This is a genomic window from Variovorax sp. GW821-FHT09B05 (genome assembly GCF_059418265.1).
Genome location: NZ_JBWKPN010000001.1, coordinates 723,566 through 742,707 on the forward strand (window position 1 = coordinate 723,566; position 19,142 = coordinate 742,707).

Consider the following 19,142-nt stretch of genomic DNA (forward strand, 5'->3'; position numbering starts at 1 on the left):
CTCCTTTTCGTTTTCCTTTCTCCACCGGCCTCCTCCCTTCATGACCTCCTCGTTCTCCCCGGCCTCGCGCCGCAGCTTCCTGCAGACCGCCGTCGTCGGCGCCGGCGCCCTGGCCACGGGCCTGGCCCAGGCACAGGCCGCCGGCCCGGCCAAGGCCACGCGCAACACCGACACCGTGCGCCTCACCTGGGGCCGCGGCGGCCTGCCCGCGCTGGCCAAGAACCGCGGCGAGTTCGAGAAGCTGCTCGCCAAGGACGGCATCAAGGTGCAGTGGATCGGCCCCTTCCCCAACCATGCGCCCTCGCTGCAGGCCGTGACCGGCGGCAGCGCCGACTTCGGCTTCGGCGGGAGCACCACGCCCGCGCTGGCCGCCATGCTCGCGGGCTCGCCGCTGGTGTTCACGCAGTTCGCCATCGTCGAGCCGCGCAGCACCGCGATCATCGCCAAGGACGGCTCGGGCATCGACAAGGTGCAGGACCTGGTGGGCAAGTCGGTCGCGGTCAACCGCTCGGGCCTCGGCGAGTTCCTGCTGGTGGCCGCGCTCGAGAAGCACAACATCGACCGCAGCAAGGTCAAGTTCGTCTACCTCAATCCACCCGACGCCGGCCCGGCCTTCGCGCAGGGCAAGATCGACGCCTGGTCGATGTGGAGCCCGGGCGTGGACATCGCGCGCACCGAGTACAAGGCGCACGACGTCTTCTTCGAGGGCCGCGACCTCGACTTCCTGATCGACTTCAACTCCTACGTCACGCACCGCAAGTTCGCCGAGGAGAACGTGGCCATCGTGCGCGCCGTGAACGCGGCCTATGCGGCCGAGGCGAAGTGGATCAGCGAGCATCCGGTGGAGGCCGAGACGCTGAACCAGCAGGACGCCGGCTACAGCGACGCGGTGCGCGACACCCTGGTCAAGCTCAAGCGCCGCTGGGACGTGCGCGGCGTGCAGGACGCGAAGTTCCTTCAGGAATTCCAGAAGGCCTCCGACTGGCTGTCTGAGCGCAAGATCCTGCCGCAGAAGGCCAAGGTCACGGACTACCTCGCGCGGCTGTGAGGCCCGCGCGGAGTCCGGCCCCATGCCGCTGACATCCACCCACTGGGGCGTGTACCGCCCCGTGGTCGAGAACGGCCGCCTCGTGGCCATGCGGCCCGCCGAATGGGACGCGGCGCCCTCGCCGATCGGTGCCTCGATGGTCGGCGCGGTCGATTCGCCCACGCGCGTGCGGCGCCCCGCGGTGCGCCGCGGTTTTCTCGATGCCGCCACGCGGCACCGCAGCGGCGACCGGCGCGGACGCGAGGCCTTCGTCGAGCTGCCGTGGGACGAGGCGCTCGACCTGGTGGCGCAGGAGCTGCGGCGCGTGAAGCAGGCGCATGGCAACCGGGCGATCTACGGCGGCAGCTACGGCTGGTCGAGCGCGGGCCGCTTCCACCATGCGCAGAGCCAGCTGCACCGCTTCCTCAACGCCTTCGGCGGCTACGTCCACAGCAAGGACAGCTACAGCCTCGGCGCCGGCCGCGTGCTGCTGCCGCACATCGTCGACGGCATGGACGCGCTGCTGCAGAACCACACGAGCTGGGACGTGCTCGAACAGCACTGCGAGCTGTTCGTGGCCTTCGGCGGCCTGCCGCTGCGCAACACGCAGGTGAGCCCCGGCGGCGCGAGCGACCATGGCGTGGCACCGGCGCTGCGGCGCATGGCGGCCTCGGGCCGCACGCGCTTCGTCAACCTCAGCCCGGTGCGCGCCGACCTCGACGCCGTGTCCGATGCCGAATGGCTGCCGCTGCGCCCCGGCACCGACACCGCGCTGATGCTGGGCCTGGCCTTCGTGCTGATCGACGAGGGCCTGCACGACGAGGCCTTCTGCCGCAGCCACGCGGTCGGCTTCGACCAAGTGCGCGACTACATCCTGGGCCACGCCGACGGCGTGCCCAAGACACCGGCCTGGGCCGCCGAGCGCAGCGGCATCGCGGCCGAAGCCATCGCCACGCTCGCGCGCCGCATGGCGCGCAGCCGCACGCTGGTGAACTGCACCTACTCGCTGCAGCGCGCGCGGCACGGCGAGCAGCCGTTCTGGATGACCGTCACCCTGGCCACCCTGCTTGGACAGATCGGCCTGCCGGGCGGCGGCTTCGGCCTGGGCTACGGCTGCATGAACTACATCGGCAGCGGCCACGGCAGCTTCTCGGGCGCGCGCCTGCCGCAGGGCGTGAACCCGGTGGCCGACTTCATTCCGGTCGCGCGCATCGCCGACATGCTGCTGAACCCCGGCGCCCCCTTCGACTACAACGGCGGCCGGCACCACTACCCCGACATCCGGCTCGTGTACTGGGCCGGCGGCAACGTGTTCCACCACCACCAAGACCTCAACCGCACCCTCGAGGCCTGGCGCCGGCCCGAGACCGTCATCACGCACGAGCAGTACTGGACCGCGCAGGCCCGCCACTCCGACATCGTGCTGCCCGCCACCACCACGCTGGAGCGCGACGACATCGGCAGCGCTGGCAGCGAGCGCTTCATGGTCGCGATGCATGCGGCGATCGCGCCCGTGGGCGAGGCGCGCGACGACTACGACATCCTGTCGCGGCTGGCCGAGCGGCTGGACATCGCGCCGGCCTACACCGAGGGCCGCGATGCGCGCGAATGGCTGCGGCATCTGTGGGAAGTCGCGCGGCCGCGTGCCGAGGCCGCCGGACTGGTGCTGCCTTCGTTCGATGCCTTCTGGGAGATCGGCCGCATCGACATCGGCCGCACGAACGCGGTGGCGAGCGAACCGGTGGTGCTGCTCGCGCCCTTTCGCGCCGACCCCCTCGCCCATGCCCTGCCCACGCCCTCGGGGCGCATCGAGCTGTACTCCGAGCGCATCGCGGGCTTCGGCTACGACGATTGCCCGGGCCATGCCCACTGGTTCGAACCCGAGGCGCCGGAGGGGCCGATCCAGCTGCTGTCGAACCAGCCCGCGACGCGCCTGCACAGCCAGTACGACCATGGCGCGCTGAGCCGCGCCTCGAAGATCGCGGGCCGCGAACCGATCACGCTCAATGCGCGGGACGCGCGCGAGCGCGGCATCGCGGCCGGCGACGTGGTGCGCGTCTTCAATGCACGCGGCGCCTTCCTCGCGGGCGCCGTGCTGTCCGACGACGTGCGGCCCGGCGTGGCGCAGATCGCCACCGGCGCGTGGTACGACCCGCTCGACGCGCAGGCACCGGGCAGCCTCGAGAAGCATGGCAATCCGAACGTGGTGACGCCCGATGTCGGCAGTTCGAAGCTGGCGCAAGGCTGCGCGGCGCAGAGCGCGCGCGTGGAGGTGGCGTTGTGGCGCGGCGAGCTGCCGGCGATCACGGCCTTCGATCCGCCGGCGTTCGAGCCGGCGCCGCGCGGCGCACCCTGAGCGCCGCGCCCCGCACCGCCCTCAACGCCGCATCAGATTGCGCCGCTCGACCGGCGTCAGTTGCTCCAGCTGAGCCGCGTCCAGCGCCATCTGCCCGACCACCTGCAAGGCACCGCGGCCGCCGTCGCCGGCCGCCTTGTCGTCGCGCCGCGGGGCTTCGTTCGTGGGCAGGGGCTCGTTGCCGAAGCCGAGCACCCGCACGGTGAAGACCGAAGGCAAGGCCTGGCGGCCGGCGGCGCGCTCGCGCTGCACCACGTCCTGCGCGGCCATGGCCGCCTGCGATGCCGCGGCGCTCGCGTTCGTGAGCGCGCCGATGTTCACGGCCACGGCCACCGGCAGGCCCCTGGATTCGCCCTTGACCTGGATGTTGTCGGCATTGAGCACCTGCAGCGCCGCGATGTTGAGGTTGCCCGCCACGCGCACGCCGGCATCGCCGGCGTTGACGGTGCCCTTCGGCGCTACCAGGTCGACGTCGCCATCGCCCACGGTGCCGATGCCGCTGCCGCTCATGTCGGACTTCTCGCGCACCACGGTCACGCCGTCGAGATCGGTGACGACCTCGGCGGCCGAGGGCACGCGCACGGTCTTCGAGCCCTTGCCGGCGTCGATGTCGCCCACGCTCGACCAGATGATCTGGTCGCTGCCGCGGTCGGTCGCCTCGGGCACGAAGGACAGGATGCGCGAGCGGTTCACCGTGACGTCGTCCTTCGCGAAGATGCCGATGTGGCCCGAGGCCAGCGTCACCAGGCCGTAGCCGTCGGGCACGGTGGCGCCCAGCGCCGCCACCTGCAGCCCGCCGCCGGGCGTGAGCACGTCGATGTCGCCGCCGGCCATGGTGCGCAGCATCAGCTTGTTGGCCGCCACGTTGCCCTGCCAGTCGCTGCCCGGGAACAGCGTGGCGATGGCCGCGTAGCCGCGGTTGTAGCCGCCGTTGCGCGGCAGGCCTTCCACGCCGGGCTCGTTCTGGTCGCGCCCCGCCTCGCGCAGTTCGAGCAGGTAGACCTGGCGCAGGAACTGCTGGCGCGCCAGTTCGGGCAGGGCCTGGAAGCGGGTCCAGGCCTCGAGCGGCGCGAGCTTCTCGCCGGTCATGTCGAGCATGTACGACACCAGGCCGCGCCGCACCACCTTCTGCTGGCCGCCGGCGCGGGTCTCGGCCAGGTCGCTCAGGTACAGCGGCAGCACGCTGCCGTCGTCGCCGCGCACCTTCAGATACTCGGGCATGGACGCCACCTTCGACGGATCGAGGTAGGCGGCGCTGAATGCCTCGTAGGCCGCGGGCCGGTTCATGCCCGCCATCACGGTGATGGAAGCACCCTGCTCGGACAGGCCGTTGACCTGGGTCAGCAAGGCCGGCCGGTTGGCGCCGTCGTAGCGCTGGTTGCCCAGGGTCTGGATCTTCAGGTCGTCGGCATACACGTCGCGCCCGGCCGACAGCACCAGCGCACCGGCGCCCTGCACCGACACGTTGCCGGTGTTGTCGGTGAAGGCATAGGGCGTGCGCACATAGGTCATCGCCAGGATGTCGTTGCCGGCCTCCAGCAGGGTGGTGTCGCTCGCATGCACGTTGCGCGCGCTCAGGCGCACGCCGCGGATGTCGGTGCCGGCGCGCAGCCAGGTCTGCTCGCTGGCCATCACGTCAGCGCCCAGGATCGAACCGCCGGCCGCGTAGATGCGGCTGGGCTCGTAGTCGCCCGCCAGGGCCAGTCGATCGGGGTTGCCTTCCTTCTGATAGAAGTCCTGCCGGGTGCCCTGGAAGTAGGCGCCGATGTCGTTGCGCAGCAGCGCCTCCATCTGCACGCCATACAGGCCGCCCAGCGGCGCGAAGGCCGTCGGGATGGTGGCGGGCGTGGCGCGCGCCATCACCACCTCGGCATACGGCTCGTTCTGGTAGGTGCTGTTGAACTCGGCACGCCCCACGGCCATCAGCGCGCTGAAGTTGCGGTTGTCGAAGCGCACGTCCTTCTGCGCCATCAGGCGCACGTCGTTGCTGCTGCCCGGCATCACGTACATCGGGCCCTGCAGATCGAGCGAGCCGTTCATCGCCACCGCATGCGTCAGCGCGGGGTAGCGGTTGGCACCCATGCCGATCAGGCCGTCCGCGGGCGTGGTCGCATCGGTCAGCACCAGGTCGCGGAAGGCGAACACGGCCTGGTTGACCAGCGTCACGTCGCCGCCGGCCGAGGCCAGGCTGAGTGCGCTGCGCTCGGTGTAGCCGCTCATGTAGGCGCCGTAGTCGCGCATCCGGCCACTGGGGCTGTCGGGCACGTAGCCGTCGCCGTAGCGCACCAGCAGCGGGTCGATCACCGACTGCAGGCGCAGGTCGCCGGCGGTGCGCAGGCTCAGGGTCGCATCGCCGAGCGCGAGCACCGGCGCGATCGGGAACACCTGGGTCTGCGCGCCCGACCTGGCGACCGTCACGTCGAAGCCGACCGCGGTCTCGCCGGCCGTGATCTCGCCCGCGCCGCGCGCCACGTAGTACTGGCCGCCGCGGATGGCGCCGCCGGCATCCACCGTCATCGCGCCGCCGTTGCGCACCTCCATGCGCATCGCCTCGCCCGGCGTGCGGCCGCCGCGCATGCGCATGTTGCTGGTCAGCGCGACCACCAGGTTGCCGAGGTCGCCGCCCGCGCGCACCTTGACGTTGCCGCCGCCGAAGGCGGCCACGCCCTGCTGGAACTCGCCGTAGTTGATCCACCAGCTCGACTGCTGCGCGCGCTCCATGATCGGAACCGGCTGGCCGTCGACGTAGCCGTTCTCCAGGCTGTATGGGCCGAACGCCAGGTTGCGGTCGAGGTTGCCCTGCCGGTTGAGCCACTGGGTGAAGCGCTGGCCCGACAGCTGCGCGCTGATGCTGCCGTGCGCGTCGATGTCGAGGTTGCCGCCGCCCACGCCGTAGCTCGCGTCGGCGCGGGCGGTGGTGAAGTCGCTCCAGGCCGTGGTGTCCCTGCGGCCCGCGGTGTAGATCACCGAGTCCTTGTGCGCCAGCGTCAGGTCGCGCCCGGCGCGCACCTCGATGTCGCCGCTACCGGTGCGGATCAGCTTGCCCGCGCCGTTGTCGACGGCCGGGTCGGTGCTGGTGTTGGCGCTGCCCACCACGATGTTGCCCTGCCCCGCGGCCAGCGCCGCCAGCGGCTTGAGCGCGAGCCCGTTGGCCGAGTCGAGGTCGCCGCCCGCGACCAGGCGCAGGTTCCACGAGGCCGGTGCCTGCAGCACGCCGCCGCGGTCGGCCCGGTCGAAGCCGTCGCTCAGGTGGCCGCCGACGATCAGGTTGCCGCCCGCGCGCAGCGTGAGGCTGCCTTCGCGCGCGCCGGCGAAGTCGCTCATCAGGTTCCAGTCGCTGCCGAGCACGAGGTCGCCCGCGCTGCGGATCTCGATGCCGGGCATCACGGCCATGCCGGTGCCCAGGCGCGCGCGCACGGCGTCGGCGCCGGCCGCGAAGGCATTGGCATCGGCGACGGCCTCGGCCTTGACGGCATCGACGCGGTCGCTGTCGTAGCTGCGCACGCCTTCGAGCACGCTCGAGCGCGCACCGGTCACCTCGAGCGCCAGCCGGGTCACGGCCAGGTCGGTGTTGGCGGCGTTGCGCCGCGCACGCAGTCGCACCGCGCCGGCGTCGCCGCCGGCCACGTCGATCGCGCCGCCGCGCAGGTCGAGCTGGCCGCCCGCGGCCTCGAGCGTGACGCGGCCGCTGCCCAGCTCGGTGGTGGCGCCCGCGAGCAGGCGCGCGCCCTGCTCCATCGCCACGCCGTTGCCGCCGGTGATGCGGATCGCGCCCCCGTAGGCGGCACGCGCGTCGACCGTGCCGACGATGTCGATGCGGCCCTGGTCGGTGGTGAGGCCGAAGTCCTCCACCGTGGTCGTGCCCGCGAGCACCACGTCGCCCTGGCGGATGCGGAACTGGCGCGAGCGGTTGAAGCCGGCCTCGTTCAGGCGCTGGCTGAAGCCCGCGAAATCGGGCAGCGCGGCGATGTCGAGCGAGAACGCGCCCGCATGGCCGCCGGTGCCGGCCTGCGCGGCGATGGCGCCGTCGAGCACGACGGTGCCGCCGCCCGAGGCGGCCAGCGTCAGCGTGCCGGCGCTGCCGCCGGCGGCATGGGCCGCGAGGTCGAGGCGGCTGCCGGTCTCCAGGCGCACGTCGCCGCCCACGGCCGACAGGCCGATGCGGCCCGCGTCCGCGTATTCCGCCATGTCGAAGAACTGCTTCGCGAAGCCGCCCACGTCGACCCGCGCGCCCTCGGCCAGCACCACGTCGCCGGCCGTGGCCGTCATGTCGACGCTGCCGCCGAGCGCCACCGCGCGGGTGGCGAAGCGCACGCTGCCGCCGCTGAGGCTCAGGCGCGAACCCAGGCTGGCCTGCAGGCTCTGCGCGGAGCGGTCGTCCGGCGCGCCCTCGCCTTCCAGTGCCTGCAGCGCGCCGGTGGTGACGATCGACTGCGCCGCGCCGCCGCGCCCCGTGAGCAGCGGCGTGCGCAAGGTGAGCGCGCTGGCGCCGACGTCGATGCCGCCCGTGCCCTCGGCCACGATCTGGCCGCGACCCGCCAGCGTGACATTGCCGAAGCCCGAGACGGTCTTCTGGCCCGCGCCCAGGGTCAGCGTGCCGGCGTCGAGCGTGAAGCTGCCGCCGCCCGTGCCGCCCGCCGTGGCGGCACCCAGCGTGTTGACCAGCGCGATCGCATCGCCGCGGATGACGATGTCGCCGTTGCCGTGGCCCGCGAAGCCCGCGCCGTCGAGCGTCAATGCGCGCAGGCCCGACGCGCCCAGGTCGACGGAACGGTAGAAGTCGAAGTTCGAATAGCTGCGCAGCGTGAGGCGCTCGGAGTTGGCCAGTTGCGCCAGCGCCGCCGCGTCGAGCACCAGCCCCTCGGTGCCGCCGCCGAAGCCGACGCGACCCGAGGACACCGACAGCGCGCGCCCGGCGATGCGCGCCGAGCTCGCGAGCTCGGTGGTGCGCGTGGCATCGATCAGCAGCGCCGCGCCGCCTTCGAGCACGGCCCCCGCGCCGATGCCGACCAGCCCGCCGGTGCCGATGTCGACGTTCTCGCGCCGCACCGCGATGGCCTCGCCGTTGGCCACGCGCACCAGCGCGCCCCAGTCGCGCGAGGGCGTCAGCAGCACGTCGTCGCCCACGCCCGGCGTGCCCTTGGTGTCGTAGACCGCGGCCTGCCGCGGCGTCATCACGAGGTCGCTGGTGCCGCTGCCGGCATCGCCCACGGCGCGCAGCACGCTGCCCGCGTCAATCGCCACCCGGTCGGTGGCCGCCAGGATGATCTCGGGGCCCGCGAGCGCCGAGTCCGCGCCGTTGCGCAGCACGATGTCGGTGGCCGTCACGTCGACCCGCGTGCCCAGCGGGTCGCCGGTGCGCGTGCCGCCCACCAGCAGGCTGCCGGCGCCGAAGCCCGACAGGCTGGCCGCGTCGATCACCAGGTAGCCGTCGGCGCGCAGCGTGCCCGCGTCCTGCGCCGCGCCGACGATGGCGATGCGGCTGCCCGCGATGTCGACCAGCCCGCCACGCCCGCCGGCGTCGGGCGCCGAGCGCAACGTGCCGTCCAGCGTCAGGCGCTGCGTGGCGTCGAACACCACCGCGCCGCCGTCGCGCGGCAGCCGCGGCGTGACGACGTCCTGCCCGCTCAGGCGGTACTGCGTCAGCTTGAAGGCGTCGGACGCGAAGAAGTCGTTGGCGAAGGCCTCGTTGTATTCGGTGTACTGGCGCAGCGTGGCGCCCGACATCACGCGCCATGCGGAGGCCACGCCGTCCTGCCTGCCGCCGAGCGCGTTGCCGCCCTTGCCCTGCATGAGGATGCTGCCGTCGGGCGCCACCGCGCCGGCCGCCACCGGCCCGGCCCACGGCGTGCCCGTGGTCTGCACGGCGAAGGCGCCGGGCAGCATGGCGTAGCGCGCGGGCAGCAGCGTGTACCAGCCGGCGGCCAGGCCGCCGCCGCCCGCGAGCCACACGCGCTCGCCGGCCGCCGTGCCGCTGGGCGGCGCGGTGCTGCCGTAGCCCGGCAGCACGGCGTACATGCCCGGCGTGGCCAGCACGTCGTGCGAGCCGCCGGGGCCCGGCACGAACTCCCAGGCGTACAGGTCGCCGCCGCCGGCGATGTCGACCACCGCACCCTTGGCGAGGTCGACGTTGGGCGCCTTCATCGCGATGCGCTTCTCGGGCGGCGCGACCAGCGCGCTGTCGGAGGGCAGCGCGGTGTTCAGCCGCTGCGTCGGGTCCTGCCAGTGCTCGTCGTTGGACAGCGTGCCGTAGGGCAGCACCAGGCCCCGGCCCGACACCGAGGTCAGGCTGTCGGTGCCGAGGGTCAGGCGCTCGCTGGCTTCGAGCGCGATGGCGCCGAAGGGCGCGCGCAGCACGCCGTTCTGGTCGATCACCGGCGCCTCCAGCCGCAGCGTGCCGCCGGCCGAGAGCGCGGGCGCGCCCGCGTCGCCCAGGCGCTCGACGGCGATCGACTGGCCCGCGCGGATGACCGCCGTGGTGGCCGTGGCCGGATAGACCTGGCCGGCCCGCAGCACCAGCCGGCCGTCGACATCGAGGCCCACGCGCAGGCTGTCCGTGGTGTTGATCTGGCTCGGCACCTCGGCGCCCAAACGGATCTCGTCGGCCTGCAGCAGCGTGTTCGCGAAGCCCGCGATGCGCGTGCCCGCCGCGCCGTCCAGCGCGTCGCGCCCCACCTCGAGCAGGCGGGCCTCGAGCGTCAGCTGGCCGCCCAGCTTCGCCGCGTCGGTCCACTGCGCGGCGGTGTAGGGCGCGCGCGCTTCGAGCGTGATGCGCGGTGCCGACAGCCGCGCGCTGCCGCCCGTGGCGCCGTTGGTCAGCGTGCCCATGAGGTTCAGCGCGCCGCGCACGCCGAGGTCCACGCCATTGCCCAGCGTGATCGTGCCCGACTGCAGCGAGACCGTGTCGAAGCCGCCCGCGCCCAGCGAGCCGGCCGCGATGCGGATGGTCGGCGCGACCTGGATGTCGGGAATCACGATGTGCTTGCTGGCCGCCGCGTCGGAGTAGAAGTAGCGGTTGAGCAGGCTGACCACCGCGGCGCTGATGGCGGGGTTCACCTCGGACGGGTTCTTCATGCCGCCCGAGCCGGGCGCATCGAGGTCCACCACCACCTCCATGCCCGTCTGCACCTGGGTCTTGAGGCCCAGGATCGCGAGGCGCATCGCGGCCGTCAGCTTGAGCGGCTCGGTGCCGTACTCGTCGAACAGGTCGAGGTCGGGAATGCTGGCGTAGGAGGCCGAGCTCTTGATGGCGCCCGTCACGGGGTCGCGCCAGTAGTAGGAGCGCCCCGGCAGCACGACCGGGTCGCCGCCCGATTCGCCGCCGGCATCGACGATCGACAGCGAGCCACCCACGGCCGTGGGGCCGCCGGCCTTGCCGACCATCGCGGAGCCCACTACGCCGGCGCCGAACAGGCGGATGCTGCCGCCGTCGCTGTCGCGCACCACGCTGCGCACCTCGGCGCCGCCGAAGCGCCGGTAGGTCGGCTCGTCGAACTCGCCGCTGGCGCCCGAGACGTCGATGCGCGCGCCCGGGTCCAGCGCCAGGGCCGCGCCGGTCACGCCGTTGCTCAGCACGATGTCACCGCCCGGCAGCACCTCGCCCGTGCGCCAGCCGCGCGCATCGGGCCGGATCACCGGCACGCCGCGCGCCAGCAGCTGCGCGCCCGAGGCCAGCGCGATCGACTTGCCGTTGAGTTCGATGCGCCCCGCGGGCGCCTCCAGCGTGCCGTTCACCGTGAGCGCGCCGGCCACGGCCGACAGCGTCAGCGCGCCGCCGACGTCGGTGCGCAGCACGGCACCGGCGCCGACGTCGATCGAGCCGCTGTCGACCACGAGCCTCAGCGAGGCGGGCGCGCGCTGCAGGCGCTCCTCGAGCCGCAGCTCGCCCACCGGCGCCAGGCTGGCCAGGCGCGCGCCGGTCTCCAGCTCGCGGTAGGCGAAGGCGCTGAGGTCGATGCCCTTCACGGACTGCGACACGCCGACGTCCTCGGGCACGGCGATGCGGCCGCCCTCGGCCGCGGTCACCCGCACCGTGACGTCGCCGAAGCCGCGGTCGGCGTACAGCGTGGCGGGAAGCACCAGCACGCCCGGTGCCGCCGGGGCATCGGGCGCGGCCGGCTCGGCGGGTTCGACCGGCACGGGCGCCGTGCCGCCGATCTGCACATTGGCCTTGGTTTCGAGCACCAGCCGTCCGGCCGAGCCCGCGGCATAGGCGCGGATGTCGAAGGTCGACAGGTCGGTCTTGTCCGTCAGCCCGCTCAGCGTGAGCGAGCCGGCATTGCCCACGCGCAGCCCCGGCAGGCCGTTCTTCGCGCGGTCGACGCGGCCGCCGCCCGACACGTCGAGCACCGCCGCGGGGTCGACCCGCAGCTCGCCCACCTGCAGCGCGATGGCGCCGCCGTCCATGGCCCAGCGCGCGGGCGCCATGCCGTCGCGCCAGGCGTTGATCCACTGGCCGCCGACGTCGAGCCGGGCCTCGGCGCCCAGGGTCAGCGGGCCGTCCATGGTGCCGAGCACGATGCTGCCGCCCGGTGCGCGGATGGCGCCGTCGATGTGCATCGGGTTGGTCGAGCGGTCGCCGCCGCTGGCGATGAAGGTGGCGCCCGGCGACAGGTCGAGCGAGGCGCCGGACTCCAGCACGAAGCCGTAGTCGCCCGAGATGTTGAGCACGATGCGGCCCATGCCCGAGCGGCTGAGCACCTCGTCCGACAGGAAGGTCACCTTGCCGATCGCCTGATTGGCCGCATCGGGATCGGGCTGGGCCTCGTAGGCGCTGTCCAGCGCCGAGCCGGCCTGGAAGGCGGCGTCCAGCCGGTGCGGATCGCGGGCGATGACGATGCGGTTGGGCGACCACGGCCGGTCCTCGACGCTGCCGCCACCGAGTTGCAGTTCGCCGCCCGCGTTCTTCGTCGGCTGCTTCTGCTGCCGGTCGCCCACCACCACGCCGCCCGCGTAGTCGCCTTCCAGCACCATCGCGCTGCCCGCGAAGATCTGCACCGCGCCGGCCTTGCGGCCCTCGGTGTAGCCGGCCTCGACGCTGTCGCGCCCGATCACCGCGCTGCTCCAGCTGTCGGACACGCCCCAGCGCGCATGGCCGTCGGTGTAGCGCCCGGCGATGCCGGTGTAGCTGCCGTCGGGCAGCGCGCGGTCCATGGTGTAGACCCGGCCGTCCGCGCCCATGAGCTTGGTCGCTGTGTTGAGGCCGTCGGTGTAGCGCACCGAGCCGCCCGACACGTCGAGCAGCGAGCCCGCGCGGGTGATGACCGAGCCGCCCGCGCGCATCGTGATCTTGCCGGCGTCCGTCGACAGCTCGTTCAGGTCGGTCATGCCCACGCCGACCCAGCCGGTCACGTCGCCCAGCGGCGTGCCGGCCCAGCTGCCGGGCAGGTAGTTGCCCGCCGCGTCCTTCACCCACAGCACGCCGGCCATCGGGCCGTCCTCGAACACGCCGCCGGCGCGGCGGTCGACGATCACCTTCTTGCCGCGCACCCATGCGTTCAGCAGCAGCGGCGAGTCGCGCAGCTCGTTGATGCGCAGCTCGGCCTCGATGAAGTTGCGCGCCATCGGCACCGCCGCGCCCTGCAGGCCGGCCACGCTCAGGTAGGCACCGCTGTCGATGTAGATGCGGCTGCCGTCGCCCAGGCTGTCGGGCCGGTAGCCCGGCAACTGGGTCGGCAGCGGGTTGGCCGCCGACTCCACGCTGATCGTGCCCGAGGGCACGAGCACGCCAGCGCCCGCCTGCACGTCGATCAACCGGCCGTACAGCCCGATCGCGCCCGGCTTGTAGCGCGTGGCCAGCGCGGTGGTCTCGATCTCGCTGGTGTCGGAGGCATCGGGCAGGATGCGCGTGACGCTGCCCTGGCCCAGCGTCAGCGTGCCGGCCTGCCAGCTCAGCAGGATGTTGCTGGGGTCGTCGTTGACGTAGATGTGCGTGCCCTGGCCCCAGGCGCGCAGCAGGATCGAGCCGCTGCGGTTGTTGAGCGCGGTGGTCGCCAGCGCCACGCCGTTCTGATGCACGTCGCGCGCCTGCAGCGTGATGTTGCCGCGCTCGGACTGCACGATGCCGCTGTTGGTCACGTCGTAGCCGACCGCGTCGGCGCGCGCGGCCATCTCGGGCAGCACGTGCTGGGCGATGGCCTCGACGAAGCCGGGGTTGAACGGATCGGTGCCGGTGCGGATGGCGCTGCTCACGAAGGCCCACGGCATGGCCCAGCCCGGCGCGGCCGCGGCGGCCACGTCGAGGCCGCGGATGGCGTTGGCATCGATGGTGCCGTTGGCGGTGGTGTTCCGGACCGTGTTGAGGAAGACGTTCTCGCCGGCCGCGAGGATCACCTGCCCGTCGGGCGCCGAGATGCGCCCGGCGTTGTGGACCTTGGGCGCGAACAGCATCACCTTGCCGCCGCTCGCCACCTCGAGCCGAGCGCCGGCCTGCACCTGCACCGCGCCGGGCGCCGCGCCCGGGTCGAAGCGGTCGACGCCGCCGAGCCGGTCGGGCACCGTGCCGTTGCCGGCCACGTAGCTGCCGTAGATGTCGGGCGCGGCCGAGGCGAAGGCGCCGAACTGCGGGATCGCGAAGTCGTTGGCCTGGCCCGTGGCGTCCTTGAACACCTGCGCGTTGTTGATGCCGAGGTTGAACTGCTTGTCCGACAGCGCCAGGCTCGAGGCCACCAGCGTGCGCGTGTTGACCTGGCTCGAGCCGGTGAAGACGATGCCGTTGCGGTTGATCAGGTAGACCGAGCCGTCGGCCTTGATCTGGCCCGCGATCCGGCTCGGCCGGCCGCTCGGGTCGTTGATGCGGTTCAACGCGATCCATGCATTGCTGCCGTCGGGCTTCGCCCCGCCCTTCTGGTCGAACTGCACCGTGGTGTTGCGGCCGACGTTGAAGCTCTCCCAGTTCAATATCGCCTTCTCGTCGGTCTGCTCGATGCCGACCACGGTGCGTCCGCCCGCCACGGTCTGCACCGGCGCGCGCGCGTTGAGCCAGCCGGCCGTGAGGCTGTTGGTGTCGACCTTCAGGCCGCCATCGGCCAGGCCCTCGGGAATGTCCGAGCCGCCGTCGAGCGCCGCCTGGCGCGCCGCGTCCTGGGCCGCCTGCTGCGCCGCGATGCCGCGCGCGGCCAGGTTCAGGTTGTCCATCGAGCGCCGCAACTGGGCGTTGTCGCGCTGCTGCAGCGCGAGCGGGTTCGTCAGCGACGCGGCGGGCGTGCCGTCGGGCATGCGTCCCGTGGCCGTGGCCATGCTTTGCGCCACGTTCTTGCTGGCGAACCAGGCCGGCCCGAAGGCCCGCTGCGCGTGCGCGCCCTGCATGACGCCGCCCGCGGCGAGCATCGCCGCGAGCGCATGCGCCAGAGGCTTGAGCCGCAGCGAGAAAGTGGGAGCGCCCGCACGCTGGCCGCCGAGAGAAATACGCGTGTTCATGTGATGCCGATCCAGTCAGGTGAATGCCGCAGTTCGAGTCCTGCGCGCCGCGACCTCCAGGTCGACAGCGCTCCTTGACTAGACCGCCGGGCACCGCGCGATCGGCAAGCTTTTCTTTTGAAGCTTTCGTGACAGCGCGGCGGGTCCTCGTCGAATCGCCGCTTCAGCCCAGCAGCACCACGCCGCCGGGCAGCGAACGCACCTTCAGGCCCAGCGACTGCTTCATCTGCACGATGGCCAGGTCCAGCCCGCCGATCTGGAAGCGCCCCGTCATCTGGCGCGCCGCCAATTGCCCGTCGAGCAGCACGACCTGGCCGGGGCGGTAGCGGTTGATCTCGTCGATCACCTCGCCCAGCGGCGTGTCGACGAAGCGCAGGTAGCCCTCGCGCCAGGCCACTCGCCGCGCGAGCTCGGCGCCCGCGAGCGTCGCGACCGGCCCGTGGGTACGCTCGTCCCAGTCCAGCTGCTGATGTGCCTCGAGCAGCACGCCGCCCGCGGCATGCGCCACCTCGAGCCGGCCCTCGAGGCAGACCACGACCACGCGCGCGCCCTGGCGCCGCAGCGCGAACAGCGCATGCGGCCCCAGCGGTCCGGGCCGGGCCGTGAGACGGCCCGCCCCCGCTTCGACCACGGTGCGGATGCGCGCGTCCCGCACCTCGATGGCCGCCTCGCCGGCGATCAGCTCGACCTCCTGCAGCGGCACGCGGCCTTCGCGCACCACGATGCCCGAGCGCGTGTTGAGCTCGACCGTCACGCCCTCGGCGAGCGCCACCTTGCGGCGCTCGCCGATGCCCGTGCGGTGGTCGGCGCGCAGCTCGCCCAGCGAAGGCCACAGGCCCAGCGGCGGATGCACCATGGCCGCGGCGGCCACGGCCGTGAAGCCCAGCGCGCCGCCGAACAGCGCGCGCCGGCCCGGGGCGAAGCGCGGTTCGCGCTGCGCGCGCTGGGTCGTCGACGCCTGCGGTTGCGATGACGACGGCGCGCGGGCCGCCACCAGTTGCCCCGCGGCACCCAACAGCGTCCACTGGCGGCGCGCCGCGGCCAGCGCGGCCCGGTGCGCGGGGTCGGCCTCGCACCAGCGCCGCATCGCCGCGCCGTCGGCCTGCGTCATGCGGCCGGCCGCGACCTGGCTCATCCACGCGATCGCCTGGCGCTCGATGGCGTCGGTCGTTTCGCGCGGGGGCATCGATCCGGGATATGTCATGTTCGGCAAGGCTTCACTCACTAGACCGCCGGCGCGAACGGAATCGGCACGCTTTTCATTTTTTTTCCCTGTTCCCGTGCGCCATGCAATGCTCGTGCGCACGCTTGAGCTCCAGGCCGATCAGTCGCGCCGACACGCCGAAGCGGGCCGCCGCGGCCTGGTTGGACAGCTCGTCCACGCGCACCGCGAGAAAGATCGCGCGCCGGCGCGGCGGCATGCCGTCGATGACGCGCGCCAGCGCCTCGATCTCGTCGCGCGCCGCGGCCACCTCGTCGGGGCCGGGGGCCGGATCGACCAGCTCGTCCATCAGCGCGCCCATGTCGTCGGCGCTCATGTAGCGCCCGTCGCGCTCGATGCGGTCGAGCGCCACGTTGACTGCCATGCGCATCAGGTAGGCGGCCGGATTGGTCAGCGGGCCCGACGACTCCTTGCGCTCGTCGAGCCGCACCCAGGTGTCGTGCAGCGCATCGCTCGCCAGCTCGACCGAGCCCAGGCGCCAGGTCAGGCGGCGCTTGAACTCGTCGTAGCGCTGGGTCAGCAGCTCGCGCAGCGCCCCGAGGCTGTTGGCACTCATGCGAGGCCCGTGGCGGCGCTCATGGCGCCGCGGCCCGGCCGGCGCCCGGGCACACCGGCGCCGCGTCGGCCGTGCGCGCGCGCAGCAGCAGCACGAAGGGCCGCGCCGGATCGGCCGGCGCCTGGCCCACATCGACACGGCGCAGCGTCTCGACGATGGCACCGTCGCGCGCCCGGTCGCCGGTGCTGTCGAGCAGCCGCACCTGGGCGGCACGGCCGCCGGTGTCGACCTGCACGCGCAGCGCCAAGCGGTAGCTGCCGAGCGCGAGGTCGCCGCGCTCGCACAGCGCGCGCAGCAGCCGCGATTCCAGCCGTTGCTCGTAGCCGCGCTCGACCACAACGGCCGGCACGGGCTCGGGCGGCACGGCGTCGTCCGGCCCCGCGGGTTGCAGCACGAAGGCCTCGGGCGCGACCAGGCGCGCGACCAGTCCGCTGCCTTCGAGCAGGCGATGCAGCGCCTGCTCGGGCGCCATGCGGCCGCGCACCGGCGCGGCGCTGCGGCCCTCGACCAGCTCGGACGGGAAGAACACCGACATGCGCGTCGCCGTGTCGTAGCGCGCCAGCGCGTCCTTGAGCGGACCGCCCGGCAGGTCGAACAGCGTTGCCACGGCCTCGGCCCGCGCCGCGCCCGCGGCCACGCACAGGCCCATGACGGCCACCCAGCACGCGAGCAGAAGACGGCGGGCGTGAAAGGCAGGGGCTGGCCGTGCGCGGCGGAGCGGCCCGGGCGCGCCGGCGAGCGTGTGCATCTGCGAAGGGTCCACCGTGAGGAGTTGCGCGGCGGATGCTAGGCAGCCGCGATGACCTTCGGGTGACAGCGCCGCGCCCGCGGCACGCGCGGATGCCGCTCACCATGCCGCCCGCGCGCGAAGGCAGCCGGGCACTGGCTGGCGGAAAAGCGCGAACAGGAGAGGCTGGGGCTCGGTCATGGGCGGGCGGTCGTGAAGGCTCTGTGCCAGAACGATCGAGGCGCCGCGCACCTGTTGTTTGTCACGAAAATTTCACGCAGCGCCGCCGCGACCGCCCTTCCCGCTCATCCGCAGCGCGGCTCGCCCGCGCGGGTACAGATCGGCACGAAGATGCGCGTGCCCGCGCGCTGCACCAGCAGCGCCGCCGTGCCGTCGGCCGTGTCGAGCTGCTGCGCCAGCGCCTCGGCGCTGTCGATCGGCTGGCCGTTGAGCGCGAGGATCAGGTCGCCCGGCTGCACCCCCGCGCGCGAGGCCGCCGCGTTCACGCGCTGCACCAGCAGGCCGCCCTCCACGCGCAGCAGCTGCCGCTCGGCCGGCGCCAGCGGACGCACCGCGAAGCCCAGGCGCGACGGCGCGCTCGCGGCGCCGGTGGCCAGCGGCGGCGTCTCGAAGCCGTCGACGCGCACCTCGAGCACCTGCTCCGTGCGGTCGCGCCACACCATCAGGCGCACGCTGTCGCCCGGCGTCTGTTCGGCGATGAAGCCCAGCGCATCGGCCGCCTGCACCACCTCGCGGCCTTGCACCGCCAGGATCACGTCGCCCGGCCTCAGCCCGCCGGTCTCGGCCGCGCCGCGCGGCTCCACGTAGTTCACCAGCGCGCCGGCCGGGCGCGGCAGGCGGAAGGTGTCGGCCAGCGCCTGCCCCACCTCCTGTACCGACACGCCGATGCGCCCGCGCGTGACCTTGCCGGTGGCCAGCAGCTGGTCCTTGATGCGCATGGCCGCGTCGATCGGAATCGCGAACGAGAGGCCCTGGTAGCCGCCGCTGCGGCTGTAGATGCGCGAATTGATCCCGATCACCTCGCCGCGCAGGTTGAACAGCGGCCCGCCCGAATTGCCGGGGTTGATCGGCACGTCGGTCTGCAGGAACTGCATGTACTCCGCGCCCGGCAGCAGGCGCCCCTTCGCGCTCACGATGCCGGCCGTCACCGAGTTGCCGAAGCCGTAGGGCGAACCGATCGCCACCACGCCGTCGCCCGGCTCCACGCTCGAGGGCTCGCCGATGCGCACCGTGGGCAGGCCGCTCGCATCGATCTTGAGCAAGGCCACGTCGGCCACCGCGTCGAGCCCGACCAGCCGCGCGCGGAACTCGCGCCGGTCCGGCAGCTTCACCGTGATCTGCGTACCGCGCGCCACCACGTGCGCGTTGGTCAGGATCAGCCCGTCGGCGCTGATGAGAAAGCCCGTGCCCAGGCTGGCCTGGTCGGTCTCGGCGGGCTGCGGCTGCGCGCCGGGCACCAGCAGCAGCCAGCGGTCGCTGAGGCGGCGTGCCGGCGCCGAAGGCCGCTCCACGCCGATGTGGACCACGGCCGGCCCGTAGCTCTTGACCAGCTCCGCGAGCCCCGAGCTCGGCCATGGCATCGCCGCCTGCAGCGGCAGGCCGAACGCCAGCCCCGCGAGCGCGACGGCCAATGCCGCGCAGAAGCGCCACGTCCGCGTGCTCGCTCCGGCGGCGCGCGGCGAGGGTGTGGCGGACGAAACGGTCATGGCGGTCTTTCAGGAGCAAGGTGGGCCCAGCCGCACGATGCGCCGACGAACAGGGTCGAGGCGCGCGGACGGGGCGGGCCTCGAAGACAAGACGGTCCGGGGCGGGCGG

General features: G+C 73.2%; 7 protein-coding genes. 2 read left to right on the forward strand and 5 right to left on the reverse strand.

The annotated features are described in order from the left end of the window. Positions 1-40 precede the first annotated feature (40 nt). A complete protein-coding gene (locus AC07RM_RS03005) occupies positions 41-1,048 on the forward strand; it encodes an NrtA/SsuA/CpmA family ABC transporter substrate-binding protein (protein WP_495332870.1) in 1,008 nt (335 codons plus the stop codon). 22 nt (positions 1,049-1,070) lie between these two features. Further along, positions 1,071-3,383, forward strand: a complete 2,313-nt coding sequence (locus tag AC07RM_RS03010; protein ID WP_495332872.1) for a molybdopterin guanine dinucleotide-containing S/N-oxide reductase — start codon at positions 1,071-1,073, stop codon at positions 3,381-3,383. A gap of 21 nt (positions 3,384-3,404) precedes the next feature. On the opposite strand, the gene AC07RM_RS03015 is transcribed toward AC07RM_RS03010, so the two are convergent. From AC07RM_RS03015 to AC07RM_RS03035, 5 genes are all read right to left on the reverse strand, one after another. Beyond that, positions 3,405-14,801 carry a filamentous hemagglutinin family protein gene (locus AC07RM_RS03015; protein WP_495332874.1) on the reverse strand — a complete coding sequence of 3,799 codons (11,397 nt, stop codon included), beginning with the start codon at positions 14,799-14,801 and terminating at the stop codon, positions 3,405-3,407. Between the two features lie 163 nt (positions 14,802-14,964). Then, positions 14,965-15,987, reverse strand: coding sequence for a FecR family protein (locus tag AC07RM_RS03020; protein WP_495332876.1), 1,023 nt, complete (start codon positions 15,985-15,987; stop codon positions 14,965-14,967). A gap of 73 nt (positions 15,988-16,060) precedes the next feature. Beyond that, complete coding sequence (locus AC07RM_RS03025; protein ID WP_093352623.1) at positions 16,061-16,579, reverse strand: RNA polymerase sigma factor; 519 nt, start codon at positions 16,577-16,579, stop codon at positions 16,061-16,063. A gap of 19 nt (positions 16,580-16,598) precedes the next feature. Next, on the reverse strand, positions 16,599-17,228 hold the full coding sequence (locus AC07RM_RS03030) for an STN domain-containing protein (RefSeq protein WP_495315793.1): 630 nt from the start codon (positions 17,226-17,228) through the stop codon (positions 16,599-16,601). A 383-nt stretch (positions 17,229-17,611) separates the two neighbouring features. Then, positions 17,612-19,033 carry a trypsin-like peptidase domain-containing protein gene (locus AC07RM_RS03035; protein ID WP_495332878.1) on the reverse strand — a complete coding sequence of 474 codons (1,422 nt, stop codon included), beginning with the start codon at positions 19,031-19,033 and terminating at the stop codon, positions 17,612-17,614. Positions 19,034-19,142 lie beyond the last annotated feature (109 nt).

Coding starts and splice junctions, on each gene's coding strand:
- AC07RM_RS03005 (WP_495332870.1), top strand. CDS start 41: ATGACCTCCTCGTTCTCCCCGGCCTCGCGCCGCAGCTTCCTGCAGACC.
- AC07RM_RS03010 (WP_495332872.1), top strand. CDS start 1,071: ATGCCGCTGACATCCACCCACTGGGGCGTGTACCGCCCCGTGGTCGAG.
- AC07RM_RS03015 (WP_495332874.1), bottom strand. CDS start 14,801: ATGAACACGCGTATTTCTCTCGGCGGCCAGCGTGCGGGCGCTCCCACT.
- AC07RM_RS03020 (WP_495332876.1), bottom strand. CDS start 15,987: ATGCCCCCGCGCGAAACGACCGACGCCATCGAGCGCCAGGCGATCGCG.
- AC07RM_RS03025 (WP_093352623.1), bottom strand. CDS start 16,579: ATGAGTGCCAACAGCCTCGGGGCGCTGCGCGAGCTGCTGACCCAGCGC.
- AC07RM_RS03030 (WP_495315793.1), bottom strand. CDS start 17,228: ATGGGCCTGTGCGTGGCCGCGGGCGCGGCGCGGGCCGAGGCCGTGGCA.
- AC07RM_RS03035 (WP_495332878.1), bottom strand. CDS start 19,033: ATGACCGTTTCGTCCGCCACACCCTCGCCGCGCGCCGCCGGAGCGAGC.